General features: G+C 67.3%; 18 protein-coding genes. 3 read left to right on the top strand and 15 right to left on the bottom strand.

What is annotated here, in order from left to right; genetic code table 11:
* Positions 1-92 precede the first annotated feature (92 nt).
* The 15 genes from clpC1 to ACOJVU_RS19505 all read right to left on the bottom strand — a co-directional run bounded on the left by clpC1 (position 93) and on the right by ACOJVU_RS19505 (position 15576).
* Positions 93-2639, bottom strand: coding sequence for an ATP-dependent protease ATP-binding subunit ClpC (gene clpC1 / locus ACOJVU_RS19575; protein WP_421531295.1), 2547 nt, complete (start codon positions 2637-2639; stop codon positions 93-95).
* Between the two features lie 273 nt (positions 2640-2912).
* Entirely contained in the window at positions 2913-3251 is a 339-nt protein-coding gene (lsr2, locus tag ACOJVU_RS19570; protein ID WP_421531294.1) for a histone-like nucleoid-structuring protein Lsr2, read from the bottom strand.
* A gap of 123 nt (positions 3252-3374) precedes the next feature.
* Positions 3375-4874 carry a lysine--tRNA ligase gene (gene lysS / locus ACOJVU_RS19565; RefSeq protein WP_421531293.1) on the bottom strand — a complete coding sequence of 500 codons (1500 nt, stop codon included), beginning with the start codon at positions 4872-4874 and terminating at the stop codon, positions 3375-3377.
* Positions 4875-5013: 139 nt separating this feature from the next.
* Complete coding sequence (locus ACOJVU_RS19560; protein ID WP_421531292.1) at positions 5014-5838, bottom strand: type III pantothenate kinase; 825 nt, start codon at positions 5836-5838, stop codon at positions 5014-5016.
* Between the two features lie 2 nt (positions 5839-5840).
* Positions 5841-6272, bottom strand: a complete 432-nt coding sequence (gene panD / locus ACOJVU_RS19555; RefSeq protein WP_421531291.1) for an aspartate 1-decarboxylase — start codon at positions 6270-6272, stop codon at positions 5841-5843.
* On the bottom strand, positions 6272-7201 hold the full coding sequence (gene panC, locus ACOJVU_RS19550; protein ID WP_421531290.1) for a pantoate--beta-alanine ligase: 930 nt from the start codon (positions 7199-7201) through the stop codon (positions 6272-6274). Before panC ends, panD begins: the two co-directional genes overlap by 1 nt.
* Positions 7198-8130 (bottom strand): Rossmann-like and DUF2520 domain-containing protein, encoded by a 933-nt coding sequence (locus tag ACOJVU_RS19545; protein WP_421531289.1) that lies wholly within the window; start codon positions 8128-8130, stop codon positions 7198-7200. The genes panC and ACOJVU_RS19545 overlap by 4 nt, the downstream gene beginning before the upstream one ends.
* Positions 8131-8245: 115 nt before the next feature.
* A complete protein-coding gene (locus ACOJVU_RS19540) occupies positions 8246-9637 on the bottom strand; it encodes a DUF6779 domain-containing protein (RefSeq protein WP_421531288.1) in 1392 nt (463 codons plus the stop codon).
* An 86-nt stretch (positions 9638-9723) separates the two neighbouring features.
* Positions 9724-10200 carry a DUF3180 domain-containing protein gene (locus ACOJVU_RS19535; protein WP_421531287.1) on the bottom strand — a complete coding sequence of 159 codons (477 nt, stop codon included), beginning with the start codon at positions 10198-10200 and terminating at the stop codon, positions 9724-9726.
* Positions 10200-10721, bottom strand: a complete 522-nt coding sequence (gene folK, locus ACOJVU_RS19530) for a 2-amino-4-hydroxy-6-hydroxymethyldihydropteridine diphosphokinase (RefSeq protein WP_421531286.1) — start codon at positions 10719-10721, stop codon at positions 10200-10202. The genes ACOJVU_RS19535 and folK overlap by 1 nt, the downstream gene beginning before the upstream one ends.
* The gene (gene folB, locus ACOJVU_RS19525; protein WP_421531285.1) at positions 10718-11119 is read right to left on the bottom strand and encodes a dihydroneopterin aldolase; all 402 of its coding nucleotides are present in this window, start codon (positions 11117-11119) and stop codon (positions 10718-10720) included. Before folB ends, folK begins: the two co-directional genes overlap by 4 nt.
* A 5-nt stretch (positions 11120-11124) precedes the next feature.
* A complete protein-coding gene (gene folP, locus ACOJVU_RS19520) occupies positions 11125-12009 on the bottom strand; it encodes a dihydropteroate synthase (protein ID WP_421531284.1) in 885 nt (294 codons plus the stop codon).
* The gene (gene folE / locus ACOJVU_RS19515) at positions 11963-12577 is read right to left on the bottom strand and encodes a GTP cyclohydrolase I FolE (protein WP_421531297.1); all 615 of its coding nucleotides are present in this window, start codon (positions 12575-12577) and stop codon (positions 11963-11965) included. Before folE ends, folP begins: the two co-directional genes overlap by 47 nt.
* Positions 12578-12598: 21 nt before the next feature.
* On the bottom strand, positions 12599-14965 hold the full coding sequence (gene ftsH / locus ACOJVU_RS19510) for an ATP-dependent zinc metalloprotease FtsH (RefSeq protein ID WP_421531283.1): 2367 nt from the start codon (positions 14963-14965) through the stop codon (positions 12599-12601).
* 194 nt (positions 14966-15159) lie between these two features.
* Positions 15160-15576 carry a VOC family protein gene (locus ACOJVU_RS19505; protein ID WP_421531296.1) on the bottom strand — a complete coding sequence of 139 codons (417 nt, stop codon included), beginning with the start codon at positions 15574-15576 and terminating at the stop codon, positions 15160-15162.
* A 1070-nt stretch (positions 15577-16646) separates the two neighbouring features.
* On the opposite strand from ACOJVU_RS19505, the gene ACOJVU_RS19500 reads away from it, so the two are divergent.
* The 3 genes from ACOJVU_RS19500 to cysC form a co-directional block, all read left to right on the top strand.
* Positions 16647-18125, top strand: a complete 1479-nt coding sequence (locus ACOJVU_RS19500; protein ID WP_421531282.1) for an MFS transporter — start codon at positions 16647-16649, stop codon at positions 18123-18125.
* Positions 18126-18155: 30 nt separating this feature from the next.
* Positions 18156-18944, top strand: coding sequence for a 3'(2'),5'-bisphosphate nucleotidase CysQ (gene cysQ / locus ACOJVU_RS19495; protein WP_421531281.1), 789 nt, complete (start codon positions 18156-18158; stop codon positions 18942-18944).
* A 50-nt stretch (positions 18945-18994) separates the two neighbouring features.
* Positions 18995-19466 (top strand): adenylyl-sulfate kinase (cysC, locus tag ACOJVU_RS19490; RefSeq protein ID WP_421531280.1); only part of this gene is annotated, 472 nt, incomplete at its 3' end.

Here is a 19466-nt window from a genome sequence, read left to right as displayed (position 1 = left end):
TGTGCTCAGCGCTACTTTTTTCGCGTTTCGGCGCTGCCACCGCAGTCTCGACACCCCAGCGAACGGGCCCGACGGATTAACGGGCAAGACCACTAGTGCGTGTCGGGCCCCGTCGCGCCCGCGGTGTGGGCTCCGGCCTCCGCCAGATCCGGCTCAGGCGGCGGCTTGCGGGTACCGGTAAACGTGAACACCGCGTCCTCACCGGCGCCCTCGCCGTCCCAGTTGTCCACGTCGACGGTGACGACCTGACCGGGACCGACCTCGTCGAAGAGGATCTTCTCGGAGAGCTGGTCCTCGATCTCGCGCTGGATGGTGCGCCGCAACGGGCGCGCGCCCAGCACCGGATCGAAGCCACGCTTGGCCAGCAGGGACTTCGCCGCGTCGGTCAGCTCAAGGGCCATGTCCTTGACCTTGAGCTGGCCCGCGACCCGGCCGATCATCAGGTCGACCATCGTGATGATCTCGTCGCGGGTCAACTGGTGGAAGACGATGATGTCGTCGATGCGGTTGAGGAACTCCGGCCGGAAGTGCTTCTTGAGCTCGTCGTTGACCTTCTGCTTCATCCGCTCGTAGTCGTTGGCGCCGCCGCCCTGGGTGAACCCGAGGCCGACTGCCTTGGAAATGTCCGACGTGCCGAGGTTCGACGTGAAGATCAGGACGGTGTTCTTGAAGTCGACTGTACGGCCCTGCCCGTCGGTGAGCCGGCCGTCCTCGAGGACCTGCAACAGGCTGTTGTAGATCTCCTGGTGAGCCTTCTCGATCTCGTCGAACAGCACCACCGAGAACGGCTTGCGCCGCACCTTCTCGGTGAGCTGGCCGCCCTCCTCGTAGCCGACATACCCCGGCGGGGCGCCGAACAGCCGCGACGCAGTGAACCGGTCGTGGAACTCACCCATGTCGATCTGGATGAGCGCGTCGTCGTCACCGAACAGGAAGTTGGCCAGCGCCTTGGACAACTCGGTCTTGCCGACCCCGGACGGGCCGGCGAAGATGAACGAGCCCGACGGGCGCTTGGGGTCCTTCAACCCGGCACGGGTGCGCCGGATCGCCTTGGAGACGGCCTTGACGGCATCCTCCTGGCCGATGATCCGCTTGTGCAGCTCGTCTTCCATGCGCAGCAGGCGCGTCGTCTCGGCCTCGGTGAGCTTGAACACCGGGATGCCGGTCCAGTTGCCCAGCACCTCGGCGATCTGCTCGTCGTCGACCTCGGCGACTACGTCGAGATCACCTGAGCGCCACTGCTTTTCGCGCTCCGCGCGCTGCGCGACGAGTTGCTTCTCCCGATCGCGCAGGCTGGCCGCCTTCTCGAAGTCCTGCGCGTCGATCGCGGACTCCTTCTCGCGGCGCGCGTCGGCGATCTTCTCGTCGAACTCGCGCAGGTCCGGCGGCGCGGTCATCCGGCGGATCCGCATCCGGGCCCCCGCCTCGTCGATCAGGTCGATCGCCTTGTCGGGCAGGAACCGGTCGTTGATGTAGCGGTCGGCCAGGGTGGCCGCGGCCACCATCGCCGAGTCGGTGATCGACACCCGGTGGTGTGCCTCGTAGCGGTCGCGCAGACCCTTGAGGATCTCGATGGTGTGTTCCACCGTAGGCTCGCCGACCTGCACCGGCTGGAAGCGGCGCTCGAGGGCGGCGTCCTTCTCGATGTACTTGCGGTACTCGTCGAGCGTGGTGGCACCGATCGTCTGCAGCTCGCCGCGGGCCAGTTTCGGCTTGAGGATCGACGCGGCGTCTATCGCGCCCTCGGCGGCGCCCGCCCCGACGAGCGTGTGCAGCTCGTCGATGAACAAGATGATGTCGCCGCGGGTGTTGATCTCCTTGAGCACCTTCTTCAGGCGTTCCTCGAAGTCACCGCGATAACGCGAGCCGGCGACCAGCGAGCCCAGGTCGAGGGTGTAGAGCTGCTTGTCCTTCAGCGTCTCGGGAACCTGGCCGTGCACGATGGCCTGCGCAAGGCCCTCGACGACGGCGGTCTTGCCGACGCCGGGCTCGCCGATCAGCACCGGGTTGTTCTTGGTGCGCCGGCTCAGCACCTGCATCACCCGCTCGATTTCCTTTTCGCGGCCGATGACGGGGTCCAGCTTGCCCTCCATCGCGGCAGCCGTCAGGTTGCGCCCGAACTGGTCGAGCACCAGCGACGTCGAAGGCGAGCCGGACTCCCCGCCGCGGCCACCGGTCCCGGCCTCCGCGGCTTCCTTTCCCTGGTAGCCGCTGAGCAGCTGTATCACCTGCTGGCGAACCCGGGTGAGCTCGGCGCCGAGCTTCACCAGCACCTGGGCTGCCACTCCCTCGCCCTCTCGGATGAGGCCCAGCAGGATGTGCTCGGTGCCGATGTAGTTGTGGCCCAGCTGCAGCGCCTCGCGCAGGCTCAGCTCCAGGACCTTCTTGGCGCGCGGCGTGAACGGGATGTGTCCCGACGGGGCCTGCTGGCCCTGGCCGATGATCTCCTCGACCTGGCTGCGGACGCCCTCGAGCGAGATACCCAACGACTCGAGCGACTTCGCCGCGACGCCTTCACCCTCGTGGATCAAACCCAGCAGGATGTGCTCGGTGCCGATGTAGTTGTGGTTGAGCATCCGGGCCTCTTCTTGCGCCAAGACGACGACCCTGCGGGCACGGTCGGTAAATCTCTCAAACATTAGCGGCTACCTGCTCTTCCTCACCATCGGTACAACCTCACCGGCGATCCAGTGCGGTCGGCATCGCGTACCTGCCGTCCACTGTAATGGTCGGCCCGCCGGGGTTCCTAACCTTGCGATTCCGTGACGACTCGGACACGGCGGTCGCAACTAGGGAAACGAGACGCACACCCGATTCGTTTCCTGCGGCCGCTCCCGACCATTTCGCCGCCAGCGAACGTGTCAAACGCTCGACGCCCGGGCAACGCGGCCCGGGCGTCGTCGCGCGGCAAGTCAGGTCGCCGCGTGGAAAGCGTCGATGACGTCGGCCGGGATACGGCCGCGCGTCGAGACGTTGTGACCGTTGCGACGGGCCCATTCGCGGATTGCCGCGCTCTGTTCGCGGTCGATGGTGCCGCGACCACGAACAGAGCCGGGACGCCCGCGGCGCCGGCCTCCGACGCGGCGGCCGGCAGCGACCCACTGCTTCAGGTCGCCGCGCAGTTTCGCGGCATTCTTGGCCGAAAGATCGATCTCATAGGTCACCCCGTCAAGCCCGAATTCGACCGTTTCGTCGGCTGCGCCCGCACCGTCGAAATCATCGACCAAGGTGACGGTCACTTTTTTTGCCATTTGCTTACCCTCGCGTTCCGTCCTGAACAGTTGCCGAGCGGATTGGTAAGGACCTCCCCGCCCACTAATCTGTCATAATAACGCAGCATACTCAATCACGACGCCGGCCGTACAGCAGAACTTTCAGCTCGAGTGCGGCCGAACAATCGGGAACAAAACTGTCTCCCTAATTGTGAGCCCCGTCAAAGACATCAACAACCGATCGATCCCCATTCCGGTTCCGGTGCACGGTGGCATCGCATACTCCAGTGCGGCGAGAAAATCTTCGTCGAGCAGCATGGCCTCGTCATCACCGGCGGCCGCCGCGCGGGCTTGTGCCGCAAATCGCTCGCGCTGCACCACCGGATCGTTCAATTCGGAGTAGCCTGTGGCCAATTCCACTCCCCGCACGTACAGGTCCCACTTCTCGGTGACACCCGCGATACTGCGATGCTGGCGCGTCAAAGGTGTTGTCTCGACTGGAAAGTCTTTGACGAAAGTGGGCGCGGTCAGAGTGCCGCCCACCTGGTGTTCCCACAGTTCTTCGACGAGCTTACCGTGTCCGAATCCACGGTTTTCAGGAATCTCGACCCCGAGCCGGTCGGCGATCGCGGCGAGCCGTTCGACCGTGGTTTCCGGGGTGATCTCCTCACCGAGCGCCGTCGACAGCGAAGGATACATTCGGATCGACGCCCATTCTCCGTCGATGTCGTACACACTGCCGTCGGGCAGCGGGAGTTGTCTGGTGCCGATCGCCTCGTCGGCCACCTCTTGAATAAGCTCGCGGGTAACCGCTGCCGAATCGTCGTACGTTCCATAAGCCTGGTAGGTCTCCAGCATCGAGAATTCCGGAGAATGCGTGGAATCGGCTCCTTCGTTTCGGAACACCCGATTAAGTTCGAAGACCTTGTCGAAACCGCCGACCACGCAGCGCTTGAGGAAGAGTTCCGGTGCGATCCGCAGGTAGAGATCGATGTCGAGAGCATTGGAATGGGTGACGAACGGCCGGGCCGCCGCACCGCCTGCCAGCGTCTGCAGCATCGGGGTTTCGACCTCGAGAAAGCCGCGCCGCTCGAGCGCGCCGCGTATCGCCCGGACCACGGCGATTCGCCGGCGAGCGACCGATCGCGCCTGCGGACGGACGATGAGGTCGACGTAGCGCTGCCGCACCCGCGACTCTTCGTTCATCTCCTTGTGCGCGACGGGCAGCGGCCGCAGCGACTTTGATGCCATCTGCCAGCGATCGGCGCGGATCGACAATTCGCCTCGGCGGGAGCTGATCACGGTGCCGTGCACGTACACGATGTCGCCGAGGTCGACGTCGGCCTTCCACGCGTCGAGCGACTCGCGGCCCACCCCGTCGAGGCTGATCATCACCTGCAGGGTGGTGCCGTCACCGTCCTGCAGGGTCGCAAAGCACAGCTTTCCGGAGTTTCGGGCGAAGATCACCCGCCCCGCGACGCCGACGACATCGTCGGTCGCGGTGTCGACCGGCAGGTCGGGGTGGGCGTCGCGGACCTCGGCCAGGGTGTGGGTGCGCGTGATGTCGACCGGGTAAGGCTCACGGCCCTGGGCCAACAGGCGGGCACGCTTGTCCCGGCGGATCCGGAACTGCTCGGGAAGGTCTGGGTCGGCGCCGCTCACGACGTGCCAGCTTAATTGACTTCCAGAGACCACCGGTTGCGGGCATCGGGCCTGCGCGGACCGCGCTGAGACTGCACCCACGGCCCGAAATGACACCGGACGACTCGCTGCATGCAGGCTCGGCGCGCACGCCGGGCCCTCAGTGTGCCGTTTTCAGCCGGCCGCGCTGGGTCTCCCGGTTGCGTTCGAAGACCAATCGCAGGCCGTGCAGGGTCAGGTGCCGGTCGTAGGTGGCGGCAGTTTGCAGTTCGGGGAGCAGTAGCGGTGCGGTGTGGCCGGTGGCCACGATGGTGAACTGATCGCCCGGGTCGCCGCCGAAACCTTTCACGTCGTCGCGGATGCGGGCGATCAAACCGTCGACCAGGCCGGCGAACCCGAACACCGCACCCGACTGCATGCATTCGACGGTGTTCTTGCCGATCACCGAACGGGGCCGGGACAATTCGACGCGGCGCAGCGCGGCAGAGCGGGCCGCGGCGGCGTCGGAGGAAACCTGCACTCCGGGTGCGATGGCGCCGCCGAGAAACTCCCCTTTGGCCGACACCACGTCCACGCAGATCGAGGAACCGAAGTCGACGACGATGGCTGCACCCGCGTACTTCTGAAATGCCGCCAGGCAGTTGACGATCCGGTCTGCGCCCACTTCTTTGGGGTTGTCCACCAGCAGCGGGATGCCGGTGCGCACCCCGGGCTCGATGAGCACGTGGGGCACCGACGACCAGTATTGATCCATCATGACCCGCACCTCGTGCAACACGGACGGGACGGTGGAGAGGGCGACGGCGCCGGTCAGCCGTTCGGAGTCGTCGCCGATGAGGCCGTCGATGGTCAACGCCAGTTCGTCGGCGGTGACCTCCGATTCGGTGCGGATCCGCCAGTGCTGCACCACCTTGGCGTGTTCTTTCGCGCCCGATAGCAGCCCCACAACGGTGTGGGTGTTGCGGACATCGATGGCCAGCAGCACGGTTACCGCGCACTTATCCGCGGACTCAGCAGCTCGCCCACCACCGACATTTCCAGGTCGGGCACGAAGGCCGGGTCGCTGCCCAGGTCGATCGGCTTGTTGCCGGCGTCCACGAACACGATCCGGGGCCGGTGGACACGAGCCTCCGCCGCTTCCATGGTCCCGTAGGCGATCAGGATCACCAGGTCGCCCGGGTGCACGAGATGCGCTGCGGCACCGTTGATTCCGATTACTCCGCTGCCGCGTTCCCCGGTGATCGCGTAGGTCACCAGGCGGGCACCGTTGTCGATGTCGACGATGGTCACCTGTTCGCCCTCGAGCAGGTCTGCGGCGTCCATCAGATCGGCGTCGATCGTCACCGAGCCGACATAGTGCAGGTCGGCCTGCGTGACCGTGGCACGGTGAATCTTCGACTTCAGCATCGTCCGTAACATCAATTCCTCCACAGTGGTTGAACGTGTCGGTCCGGCCCGTCGGTGCCGGCGGAAGCTCCCACTTCGACAGAGACGTTGTCCAGCAGCCTGGTGCCGCCCAGCCTCGCGGCGACCAGCAGCCGACCGGGCCCGCCGTCGCCAAGCGGGCCGAGGTCGGCTGCCCGCAGCTCCAGGTAGTCGACCTCGATCGCGGGCACCGCGGCCAGCACGGCGCGGGCCGCCTCCAGGGCCGCCGCAGGGCCCGCCGTCGCGGAGTGCGCGCCCGCCGTCAGCGCCGCGGACAACGTCCCGGCCAGCTCGCGCTGCGCCGGGTCCAGGTAGCGGTTGCGCGACGACATCGCCAGGCCGTCGGGCTCGCGGATGGTCGGCACCCCGACCACGGCAACGTCGATGTTCAGGTCGGCGACCATCTGGCGAATCAGGACCAGCTGCTGGAAGTCCTTCTCGCCGAAGAAGGCCCGGTCCGGACGCACGATCTGCAGCAGCTTGCACACCACCGTCAGGACGCCGGCGAAGTGGGTCGGGCGGGCGCCGCCTTCGAGATCGGCTGCCAGCGGACCGGGCTGCACCGTGCTGCGCAGGCCGTGGGGATACATCGCGGCGGCGCTCGGCGCGAACACCATCTCGACGCCCTCGTCCGACAACAGAGCCACGTCGTCGTCGAGCGTGCGGGGGTAGGCCTCGAGGTCTTCACCCGGGCCGAACTGCAGCGGGTTGACGAAGATCGAGACCACGACCACCGAGCCGGGCACCCGCTTGGCGGCCCGCACCAGCGCCAGGTGCCCGTCGTGCAGCGAGCCCATGGTGGGCACCAGCATCACCCGGCGCCCCGTCTGGCGCAGCGCCCGGCTGACGTCGGCGACGTCGCGCGGCGCCGAGTACACGTTGAGTTGGCCGGGGTCGAATACCGGCGACCGCGCCACGGTCATCGCACCAGCACCTTGACGACGTCCTCGGGCGCGTGCGCGCGCTGCGCGGTCCGCAGGGCGTTCACCCGGTACGCCTGGGCCAGGTCCGAGTCGACCTTGGCCAGCGCGGCCAGATGCCCGGCGACCGCGGCCGCGTCACCGCGGGCGACGGGTCCGGTGAGCGCCGACTGGCCGCGTTGCAGGGTGTTCTCCAGTGCTGCCCGGGCCAGCGGCCCGACGATGCGCTCGGCGATGCCGCCGGGCTGGTCGTCGACGATTTGTCTCCCGGCAGCGGGAGGTACCCCCAGCTCGAGCACCTCTTGCCCGCGCAGCGCGGCCCGCAGTGCATCGAGAGCATCGGCCAGGACGGTCACGATGTGGTTGCCCGCATGCGCCAGGGCGGCATGGTAGAGCACGCGCGCGTCCTCACGGACGCAGAACGGTTCTCCACCCATCTCCAGGACCAGAGACTGCCCCACCGCAGATCCGACGTCGTCGGCCGCAGTGATCCCGAAACAGGTGTCCGGCAGCCTGCGGATGTCCTCATCGGACCCGGTGAACGTCATCGCCGGGTGGATCGCGAGCGGTATGCAGTCGGGGGTCAGCGGCGCGAGCACGCCGACACCGTTGGCTCCGGAGGTGTGCGCCACGATCGTGCCCGGCCGCACCGCCGACGTCGCGGCCAGACCGGCCACCAGACCGGGGAGTTCGCTGTCGGGTACCGCCAGCAGCAACAACTCCGCGCCGACAGCCACGTCCTGGGGCGCAACGACCGGGGTGTCGGGCAGCCACCGTTGCGCGCGGCGTCGGGACGCGTCGCTGACGGCGCTGCACGCGACCACGACGTGGTCGGCGCGCTCCAGCGCAACACCCAGGGCGGTTCCCACCCGGCCGGCCGAGATGATCCCCACCTTCAGTCTGGCCGGACGCAAACCGTCGAACTGCACCATCGCAGACGACCTCACCTAAGTCTTCGTTCGTTCCGGTCCCAGTCTCACGGGTACCGGACGGTCACCAAGACTGTAGTCGATGGCCGGACCGGACCCAACGCGACAGGGCCCCGGCTCAGACGTTGCGGCGGCGGCGGCGCCCAACCCCGGACGACTCGACCTGCAACCGCGCCAGCAGCTGGGCGACCGACTGCCCACCCGACGGCGGGCCGTTCGCCACGTCGGAGCCGTCCGCGCCGCCATGCCGCGGTGCGGGCTCCGGGGCCGGCGGCGGCGCCAGTCGCGGCGGCTGCTGCTCGGCGGCCGGTGGCACCGGTGGCTGCGGTGCCGGTGACGCCGCCGCAGCGGGCGCCCTGACCGGAGCCGGGACCACCACGGGCTCGTCGGGGACCGTGAAGTTGCGGACGCCGAAGTCGCGGTATTCCGCCGAATGCCGCGACCGCGAGCGGCGGCCGGACTCCCCGTAGGGCCGCGGGGCGTCCCGCTCACCGCGTGAACCGGTGGGGACGGGTCCCCCGCACGAGTCGCGGGAGCCTTCGGGCTCTCGCTGCTCGCGGGATTCACCGGAAGGCTCGCCGGCGCCGATGCGGCGGGAGCCGCGCTGCCTTCCAGACGGATCGCCGCCGGGCGGTGCCGCGGTTCCGGAGGGCAGCCACCGGCCGTTGGCGACCGGCTCCCAGTCCTGGTCCCGGGCCTGCGCTTGCGGGGGCAGCGGCGTGCGGTGCGGGAAGTCGAACTGCGGCTCCGGCTCCGGCGCATGGGAGGTTTCCTGTGACGCCTCGTGGAAGCGCACGCGTTCGCGTGGGGGCGGCTGCCGCCGGGGCGGGTGCCGCCGGGGCGGCAGCAGGGGTTCCTCGGGCACGTCGATGATGGCCGGCTCGTCGGAGCGGCCGTCGGGGGTGTTCGAGACCCCCAGGGCCTCCGGGGCCTGGGGCGAGTGGTGCTGCGGCCCCGGCGTCACGCGGTCGCTGGACACCCAATCGACGGGCGCTCCCGCCCCGTTGCGGTCCCATTCGCTGTACGCGCGAGCGCGGGGAACCTCGGTATCGAGCGTTTCGATCGCGGGACGCTCCTTGAGGTCCGTGTCGAACAGGATCTCCAAGCTGGTCCGCAATGCGTTCAGTTCCGCTCGCAGCGCCCCGACCTCGTCGGCACTCTGGGTCCGCAACTCGGAGGCCAGTTCGCGGCGCAGCTGGGACTCCACCGTCAGCTCGTACTCACGGCGGGCCGATATCTCCCGGTCCAGTTGCAGGTCGTAGACCAGCTTCAAGTCACGCACCCGTGACTGGTCGGCGTCGCTCTGCCGGCGATACAGCACGGACACGAAGGCGCCGGCCACCGCAGCCCACAGCGCCAGGATCACCGCGAGCTTGAGAAGTTCCACGCGGTTGGTGAAAACCAGCGCGGAACTGGCTCCCATCGCGAGAACCAGCAACGCCGTCAAGAGTGCCCAACCCGGCCTGCGGCCGCCGCGCCGTACCCGGGCGCCGCGGGACAGAACGGTCATGGCCCGACTGTACCTCTGCGAGGTCATTGCGCGTGTCGGGCCGGTCCGGCGATTCTCAGTCAGCGGTACCCGACGTCCCGGGCCGGTCAAATCTCGGCGCCCTCACCGTGCTCGGGTGGCTCTGGCGGAGATTTGCAGCAATGCTGCAGCCACAGCCCGGCGACGAGCAGCGCCAGCGCGCTGACGGCCGCGACCACCGTCCCGGTGGTGTCCTCGGCGGCCACCCGCAGCCAGGACCGGCGTGGCAGAAGGTACCCCAGCACCCCGATCCACAAGCCCAGCATCAACGCGCCGACCCAGGCCGACGCCTTGGCCACCACCACGCTGCGCGCCACCGCCAGCGGATGCAGCCGGCCGGCCCCGGGGCCGATCTCGCAGCCGCTGATCTTGGCCCGCACGTAGCGCGCCCACAGCGCCTCGGCGGCGGCCACCGCGAGCAGCGAGATCCCGGTCCACGCGGTGATGCGCGGGAACCACCGGTCCATGGCGCTGAACAGCAGGTATCCCAGCACCGCAGCGACGACCACCGCGGCCGTGAGGTCACGTCGGCGGGTCGGGCCCATCAGCTTCCCCGCGTCGTGAGCGTCAGGTCGGTCAGCCGCACGCTGTGCCGGTCGGCGGGTTCCAGCTCGGCGAGCAATCCGGCGATCGGCCGCGGCCCCTCGACAACCGTCAGACAGGCGTCGGGATCGACGGCCAGCCAAGGGATCAACACAAAAGCCCGCAGATGGGCCAGCGGGTGGGGCAGCGTCAGGGTGTTCTCGCGAGAGATCACCTCGGCTTCCCCGTGGCAGACGATGAGGTCGACGTCGAGGCTGCGCGGACCCCAGCGTTCGCCGCGGACCCGGCCGGCCGCCCGCTCGAACTCCTGCCCGCGCCGCAGCCAGGCGTGCGCGTCGCACGCGGCGTCGTCGGCGATGAGCACTGCGTTGAGGAAGGGCGCCTGGTCCAGCCTGCCCCAGGGATCGGTCTCGTATACCGGGGACACCGCGCGCACCGCCTCACCCAGCCCGTCGACGACCGATTGCAGCCGCGCCAGCCGGTCCCCCAGGTTGGAGCCGATGGACAGCACGACGCGCGTCATCGCGCTCCGCCGGCCGGCACCATCGAACCACGGCCGCCGCGCCGTGACCGCCGGACCACGACCGCCACATCGGCGAACCGCTGCGGGATCGGAGCCGACGGTTTGTGCACCACCACCTCGACGGCGTGCACGCGCCGGTCCCCCATCACCTGGTCGGCGATCTCCCCCCCGACCGTTTCGATCAGGTTGCGGGGCGCTCCGCCCACCACGCCGGCCGCCAGACCGGCCAGCGCGGCGTAGTCGTAGGTGTCGGCCAGGTCGTCGCTGGCGGCCGCGGCCGCGAGATCGATCCACACGGTGATGTCGACGACGAACTCCTGCCCGTTGGCGCGCTCGTGTTCGAAGACCCCGTGCCGGCCGTGAAGCGCCAAGCCGCGCAATTCGATTCGATCAGCCATCTCGATCAGCCATGGCGTCCAGTCGTCTCGGGTTGCGTCCAGGCCCCGACGACCTTGAGGGCGTCGACCGAGGCCCGCACGTCATGCACCCGTACCCCCCAGGCACCGTACAGGGCGGCCAGCGCGGAGATCACCGCAGTCGCTGTCTCGCGGCCGTCGGGCGGCCGCGGCGACCCGTCGGGGCCGGCCAGCAGCGTACCGAGGAACCGTTTGCGCGAGGCGCCCAACAGAACCGGGATACCGGTGGAGACCAGATGAGGCAGGGCGTGCAGCAGCGCCCAGTTGTGTCGCCCCGTCTTGGCGAACCCGAGGCCCGGGTCGATCACGAGCTTGGCCGGATCGACGCCCGCGGAGACCGCGTCGTCGACGCTCGAGAGCAACTCCGCGCGCACGTCGGCCACCACGTCGCGATAACTCGGGGCGCGGTGCGGGTGCTCAGGCGACACAGGTCGCCAGTGCATCAGCACCCAGGGCACGCCGGCATCGGCCAGCAGCGGCGCCATCGCCGGATCGGCCCGTCCGCCGGACACGTCGTTGACGATGCGCGCGCCGCTGTGCAGCGCCGCCCGCGCAACGTCGGCGTGCATCGTGTCGATACTCACCGTGACACCTTGCGCAGCAAGCTCTTTGACGACCCGGATGACGCGCGATACCTCGACCCTGGAATTGATCCGCGTGGCGCCGGGACGGGTGGACTCGCCGCCCACGTCGACGATCTCCGCGCCGTCGGCGGCCAGTGCCAGTCCGTGGGCCACCGCGGCGTCGGCATCAAGGTAGCGCCCGCCATCCGAGAACGAATCGTCGGTGACGTTCACAACCCCCATGACCTGCACAGGCGGGGGTTCACTTACGCAGGATGAGGTCGAGAGCTTCGGCTCGCGAGGCGGCATCGTGCTTGAACTGGCCGCGCACCGCCGACGTCGTGGTGACGGCGCCGGGTTTGCGGACGCCGCGCATCGCCATGCACAGATGCTCGGCTTCGACGACGACGATCACCCCGCGGGGGTCGAGCCGGTTCACCAGGGCATCGGCGATCTGGCTGGTGAGCCGCTCCTGAACCTGAGGCCGCTTGGCGTACAGGTCGACCAGGCGGGCGATCTTCGACAACCCGGTCACCCTGCCGTCCTTGCCGGGGATGTAGCCCACATGGGCCACACCGTGGAACGACACCAGATGATGCTCACACGTGGAGTACATCGGGATTTCCTTGACGATCACCAGTTCGTCGTGGTCTTCGTCGAACATGGTGTTCAGCACCGTGCCGGGGTCGAGGTAGAGCCCGGAGAACATCTCATGGTAGGCGCGGGCCACCCGCGCCGGGGTGTCCCGCAGACCATCCCGGTCCGGGTCCTCGCCGATCGCGTACAGCAACTCGCGAACCGCGGACTCGGCACGCTGCTGGTCGAACGACCGCACGCGTCCGGGCGCGGGAGGGGTGTCGGAGTCGAGATCCGGCAAGGCCATCGGGTGCTCCGTTCCTCAGCCTCGGGCCGGCGGACTGAACCGGCGCACGTCGTCATCCGGCCGGTCGGGTGCCCGTGCCGGATCGGGGGCGGTATGCGGGCCGGTTTGGCCGGCCGGTGGGTGCGGAGGGTACGGAGCCGGGGCCTGGCCCGGCTGCCCCGGGTAGTGGCCCACCGGCTGCGGCCAGTAAGGCTGCTGCTGCGGAGGCGGATACCAGTGGCCGGGCTGCGGTTCCTGCGGCGGCCAGCCGGGCGCATGCCAGCCGGCCGGGGCGCCGTAGTCGGGCTGGGTGGGGCCGTGTGGCCCCTCCTGCCGATTTCCGGCTTGGCCGCCGCGCGAACTGTGAGAGCCGTTCCCGCCGTGGGCGTTTTTGGCGACCTCGCCGCGCGCGGCCTCGGCGGCCTGGCTCGCCCGCGCGATCGCCGCTTTGAAGGCCGGCTCGGGGACCGGCGGGGGCCATGGATCGCCACGCTCGATCGCCAGCTCGCCGGGCGTCTTGATCGGCGGCTTGTCCGACGGGATGCGACCCCCGAAGTTGTCGAACATGGTCAGGCGGGGACGCTTCTCGACGCCGACGAAGATGCTCTCCAGTTCTGGCCGGTGCAGAGTTTCCTTGTCCAACAGCTCGCCGGCCAGGGCGTCGAGGGTGTCGCGGTACTCGGTGAGGATCTCCCAGGCCTCGGTGTGCGCAGCCTCGATCAGCTTGCGGACCTCGTCGTCGATGTCGCGAGCGACCTCGTGCGAGTAGTCGGCCTGGTTGCCCATGGTCCGACCCAGGAACGGGTCACCGTGCTCGGAGCCGTACTTGACGGCGCCCAGTTTGGCGCTCATGCCGAACTCGGTGACCATCGCCCGCGCGATCTTGGTGGCCTGCTCGATATCGGAGACCGCGCCGGTGGTCGGTTCGCGAAACACCAGCTCCTCGGCGGCGCGCCCACCCATCGCGAACACCAGCTGCGCGATCATCTCCGAGCGCGTCCGCAGGCCCTTGTCGTCCTCCGGCACCGCGACCGCGTGCCCACCCGTGCGGCCCCGGGCCAGGATCGTCACCTTGTAGATCGGCTCGATGTCGGGCATCGCCCACGCCGCCAGGGTGTGTCCGCCCTCGTGGTAGGCGGTGATCTTCTTCTCGTGCTCGCTGATGATCCGGCTCTTGCGCCGCGGCCCGCCGACGACCCGGTCCACCGCCTCCTCCAGAGCGGCTCCGGTGATGACGGTGCCGTTTTCCCGGGCGGTCAGCAGAGCGGCCTCATTGATCACATTGGCCAGATCGGCACCGGTCATGCCGACCGTGCGCTTGGCCAGCCCGTCCAAGTCGGCGTCGGGGGCAATGGGCTTGCCCTTGGCATGCACCCGCAGTACCGCGCGGCGGCCCGCCAGGTCGGGATTGGACACCGGGATCTGCCGATCGAAGCGGCCGGGCCGCAGCAGCGCCGGGTCCAGGATGTCGGGCCGGTTGGTGGCCGCGATCAGGATGACGCCGGCGCGCGGGTCGAACCCGTCCATCTCCACCAACAGCTGGTTCAGCGTCTGTTCGCGCTCGTCGTGACCGCCGCCGAGTCCGGCACCCCGCTGACGGCCCACCGCGTCGATCTCGTCGACGAAGATGATGCACGGATTGTTCTGCTTGGCCTGTTCGAACAGGTCACGCACGCGAGACGCGCCGACACCCACGAACATCTCGACGAAGTCGGACCCCGAGATGGTGAAGAACGGGACCTCGGCCTCACCGGCCACCGCGCGCGCCAGCAGGGTCTTACCCGTCCCGGGCGGGCCGTAGAGAAGCACACCCTTGGGGATCTTGGCGCCCAGCGCCTGGTAGCGACCCGGGTTCTGCAGGAAGTCCTTGATCTCGTAGAGCTCCTCGATCGCCTCGTCGACCCCCGCGACGTCGGCGAAGGTGGTCTTGGGCGTGTCCTTGGAGAGTTGCTTGGCGCGCGACTTGCCGAATCCGAAGCCCATCCGGGCGCCGCCCTGCATCCGCGAGAACATCACGAACAGGCCCACCAGCAACAACAGCGGCAGCACGTAGACCAGCAGCTCACCCAGAATGCTGCCCTGGTTGACGACGGTGCTGATCTTGGCGTCCTTGGCGCTGAGCGCGTTGAACAAGTCGACCGCGTATCCGGTGGGATACTTGGTGATGACCTTGTCGGACCCGTCCGTCTCGCCGTTTCCGTTTTTCAGGGTCAGCCGCACCTGCTGCTCACGGTCGTCGATCTGGGCGCTCTTGACATTGCCGCCGTTGATCTGCGCCATCGCGACCGAGGTGTCGACGGATTTGAAACCGCGGGTGTCGTCGCTGAAGTAGAAGAACGACCAACCGAGCAGCACCACGACAGCGACCACCGTGACGGTGCGGATCAGATTTTTTCGGTTCATCAATCATCGGCCCTACGGGCCAGGTCCTTCCGATGCACACTTAGCTTGAAAGTTCCAGGCTACCGCCCGCGGTAATCGCCAGCCCGGGGAGCCGGGCGCGGCCGGTCACCGCCAGCGTGCCGTCCTGCCCAGACAACGACCGGCAGTTCCCGGTTGGTTCGGCAATCGCCGTCGCGATTGGTGTTGCGTGCAGCTCAGCGCTCGTAATACCGCGCCTCGATCACATTGCCGTCCGGATCGGCGAAATAGTATCCCTGCGGCGCCCACCCGCGGGCCCCATACGAGTGGTTCAGCCGCGCGCCGGTGTCAACGCCTTCGGCTTTCAGGCGCCGATCCAGTGCCTCGTACTCGGATTCCGACAGCGCAAGGCAGACGTGGTTGACCCGGTGCCCGGCACTCCCCGGGACCCGCGTCATGGTCTCGGTGCCCGCGATGCTGTCCACCGGCACGAGGTCGAGGATGGAGTCCTCCGAGACGCGCACGCTCGGGAACGGCGCCTCGCCGGCCTCGAACTCGTCGAACCGCACCGGCTCGAGCCCGACCACCCGCGAGTAGAAGTCCATCGCGACGCGAGGGTTGCCCGTCCACAGCACGACGTGATCCAGCCGCATGGTCAAACTCACCCGCCCTCGCAGTGACCAAACTCGCGTCAAACGCTATGTCAACGCGTGCCGCGCCCGAACGCCGACCGCGGCACGCAGTTCCACTTCGCAGCCACCGGCAAGTGTGCCGCGCATCGGCGCTGCGGGGCCGGGACTCTCGTCACGTCGACTCCGGCGGTGCTGGCCGCCAGGGGCGTCGCTGGCCGCCAAGGGCATCGACTCGATCGCGTACAGCAACCCGAACCGATTTCCGAACCCCGTGCGCACCGGCTTTCGGTCTCTCGCGGACGCCGCGGGGCGGGGGCCGGGGTCACCGCGAAGCGCCCGGAGCGCACGCCGGCGACATCGAGTTCCGGCAACGATCACGCATGGTGAAGGAACTGCCCGGCGCCGCATGCGCGGTCCGGGCGCTTCCTGGGGATCTCCTGTGTAGCCGCCGGGTTTGCTTGCCGTGCACTCATAACGCCGTGTTACTGTCAAGCAATTGGTTCACGCCAATTTTAAAGACCGCGCCGGCAGCCGGTCGGCGCACCACGGCGGTGGGACCCGCCACAACCGCATGTCGCTCGTTGACGGCCAATGGTTCCTGCGAAACAACTCAGGGTTCGGCGGTCAAACGAGCTGTCGGACGTGGCGTCGAGGAGACCACCGTGGCGGTGCGGCATTTTCCCATATATTCCCACTCGAGGCTCGGCGATGACCGGGCCGTTGCAGGTGCATCCCGTCTCGGCGGATCCGGTCCGGGGTGCGGCACGCCATGGGAACGTCCGAACCGAACGCCGTCACCACGCTGTTCGCCACGCTCGCTTCTCGCTGAACCGGATCTGAACCCGGGTTAGTTACCGGCCCGTCAGGACGGGGCGGTGCACGCTACAAGGTGCCCCAGTCATGCACGACACCAGGCGGATTCATCGCCCAACAGCGCGGGTACGCCTGAGATGAGATAGCCGAAAAAATCGATACCACACTAGCTTTTCGCTTCGACGTAATCGCTCGTGCACGAGTTCGGGTGAATTCGATTTCCAGCAAGTAGCGCTCAGCCGGTTGTTCACGACAAACCATGAAAGGCGGGCAGGCAAATGGTGCGGTCACGCATCACTAATTGGAACCCAGACGACGAGGAGGCATGGGCCGCCGGAAATAGGGTTATCGCGCGCCGGAATCTGTTCTGGCTGATCGTGAATGTCCATGTCACCTTTTCGGTCTGGTACCTGTGGTCGGTGATGGTGCTGTTCATGCCGGTTTCCGTCTACGGGTTCTCGACCGGGGACAAGTTGCTGATAGCCGCGGTGTCCTCTTTGGTCGGCGCCGTTGTCCGAATCCCATATGTGTTGGCCGCCAACTGGTTTGGCGGGCGGAACTGGACGACGTTCTCATCGCTGGTGCTGCTGATCCCCACCGGCGGGGCGCTCATATTGCTGGCGCACCCGGGCCTGCCGCTGTGGCCGTATCTGGTGTGTGCGGCGCTGACCGGATTGGGCGGCGGAAACTATTCGGCGTCGCTGGCCAAGGCCGACGGCCTTTTCCCTCAGCGCCTCAAAGGTTATGCGCTGGGACTGACCGGCGGGCTGGCCAATCTGGGGTCGGCAACCATCCAGGCGGTGGGGCTCGTCGTGCTGGCGACGGCAGGTCATCAAGCTCCCTATTGGGTGTGCGCCATCTACCTCGTGCTGCTGGCCGTCGGCGGTGTCGGTGCGGCATTGCGCATGGACAACGTCGTCGCCCACCGCGCCGGCCTCTCGTTGAACAGCTTCCGAGCGATCATCTCGGTGTCCGACACGTGGTCACTGACCTTCCTCTACCTGTGCGCCTCGGGTTCGTTTCTCGGGTTTGCGTTCGCGTTCGGACAGGTGCTCCAGCACAATTTCGCCGCGGCGGGCCAGAGTCACGCGCAGGCGTCGCTGCATGCCGCCGAGATTGCTTTCATCGGACCTTTGTTGGGATCGCTTGCCCGGATCTACGGCGGCAGGCTCAGCGACCGCATCGGTGGCGGGCGGGTTGTCATGTATGTCTTGATCGGCGCCATCGCGGCGAGTGCGGTGTTGGTCGGCATCAGCACCCACGACGACATGGTTCACGGCCGCGGTGCGCCCGCGACGGGACCGACGATGGTCGTTTACGTGATCAGCTTCATCATGCTGTTCATCTTTTGCGGCGCGGGTAAGGGGCCGATATACCAGCTCATCCCGGCGGTGTTCGAAGCCCGCAGCCGCACAGTGGATCTCGATGGGGAAGATCGGCATGACTGGGCCCGTGTCAGGTCATCGGCCCTGATCGGATTCGCGGGCGCGTTCGGCGCGCTCGGCGGTGTGGGGATCAACATGGCTCTCCGGCAGTCCTATGAGAGCGCCGGCACCGTCACCCCGGCCATGTGGATCTTCTTGGCGTGCTACGTCGTCGCGGCGATCCTGGCCTGGGCTCGCTATGTGCGGCCGGGGCCGGTCCGCCAGGCGAATGACAAAGCCGCGGACCCCGCCCAAGCTGACCGTGAAGCAGCCGATTCGCACGGCCCGGCAGGAGCGTTGGCAGTGAGCCCACCGTCAACCGAAGATTTGTAGAAACGCAATGAGAAAGGATCGACGCACACAATGAGTGAACAGTCCAATGCAACCTCAACGGCGCCATATCTTGATGAGGTGATCGCCATCGCGATCGAAGCGGGACACCGGATCATGGAGCACCGCAAAAATTTCCACATGAAAGAAAAAGGCGACCACGGTGATGACACATCACCGGTCACCGACGCCGACCTGGCGGCGAACAAGTACATCACCGAACAGCTGCCCCTGTTGGACCCCCAGATCCCGATCATCTCCGAGGAGACCAAGCAGGCCGCTTACGAGACGAGAGAGCACTGGCGTCGGTTCTGGGTGGTCGATCCGCTGGACGGCACCAAGGAGTTCATCAAAGGCAGCGACGAATTTACGGTCAACATTGCACTTGTCGACGAACAGGGGCCCGTACTGGGGGTAATTTACATCCCTGCAAAAGATTTGCTGTACTACGCGGAAAGAGATCGTGGTAGCTGGAAACGCGAGGGCGACAAGCCGGCGGTACAGATATTTTCGACCGTTCCAGATCTGAGCAAAGGCCTCACGATCGTGGAAAGCGCATCCCACCCCTCCCAGGAGCTCGAAAACTACCTCAAGGATCTGCCCGTTCGGCAGCGGATCTCGGCGGGCAGCTCACTGAAGTTCTGTGCGGTGGCAGAGGGGCGTGCCGACATCTACCCGCGCATGGGCCCGACGATGGAATGGGATGTCGCGGCCGGAGATTGCATCTACCGCAACTCAGGTCGCACGGGCCAACGCCATACGTCATTCACCTACAACAAACCCTCGTTGAAGAACGACAGCTTCGTGATCGGGTTCATGTGAGAGTGCACCCGGGAAACACCTGTCGCGCAGCATAAGAAAGGATCTTTTCAGTGGGCAACAACATCACGTGGCACGAATACAGCGTCAGTCGCGCTGAGCGCGAGAAAATCAACGGTAACCGCGGGTGTGTCATCTGGTTCACCGGGCTGAGCGCCAGCGGCAAGAGCACGGTGGCGAATCTGGTGGATCGTAAGCTTTTCGAGCGGAGCTTCCACAGTTATCTGCTCGACGGCGACAACGTCCGCTACGACCTCAACGCTGGTCGGGATATTCTCGAAAAGCGCCATGGAGAGAAATTCGCGCAACGGTTCGGACTGGGCTTCTCGGCCGACGACCGTGAGGAGAACATCCGCCGGATCGGCGCGGTGGCGAAACTGTTCTGCGAAGCCGGGATCGTCACGTTGACGGCCTTCATCAGCCCGTACCGTCGCGACCGCGACAGGGTTCGTGCGACGCTGGACGAAAACGACTTCGTCGAGATCTTCGTCGACACGCCCATCGAGATCTGTGAGCAGCGCGATC

The sequence above is a fragment of the Mycobacterium sp. THU-M104 genome, from assembly GCF_049197365.1.
GTDB lineage: Bacteria > Actinomycetota > Actinomycetes > Mycobacteriales > Mycobacteriaceae > Mycobacterium.
This window is presented reverse-complemented; position numbering and strand designations above follow the sequence as displayed.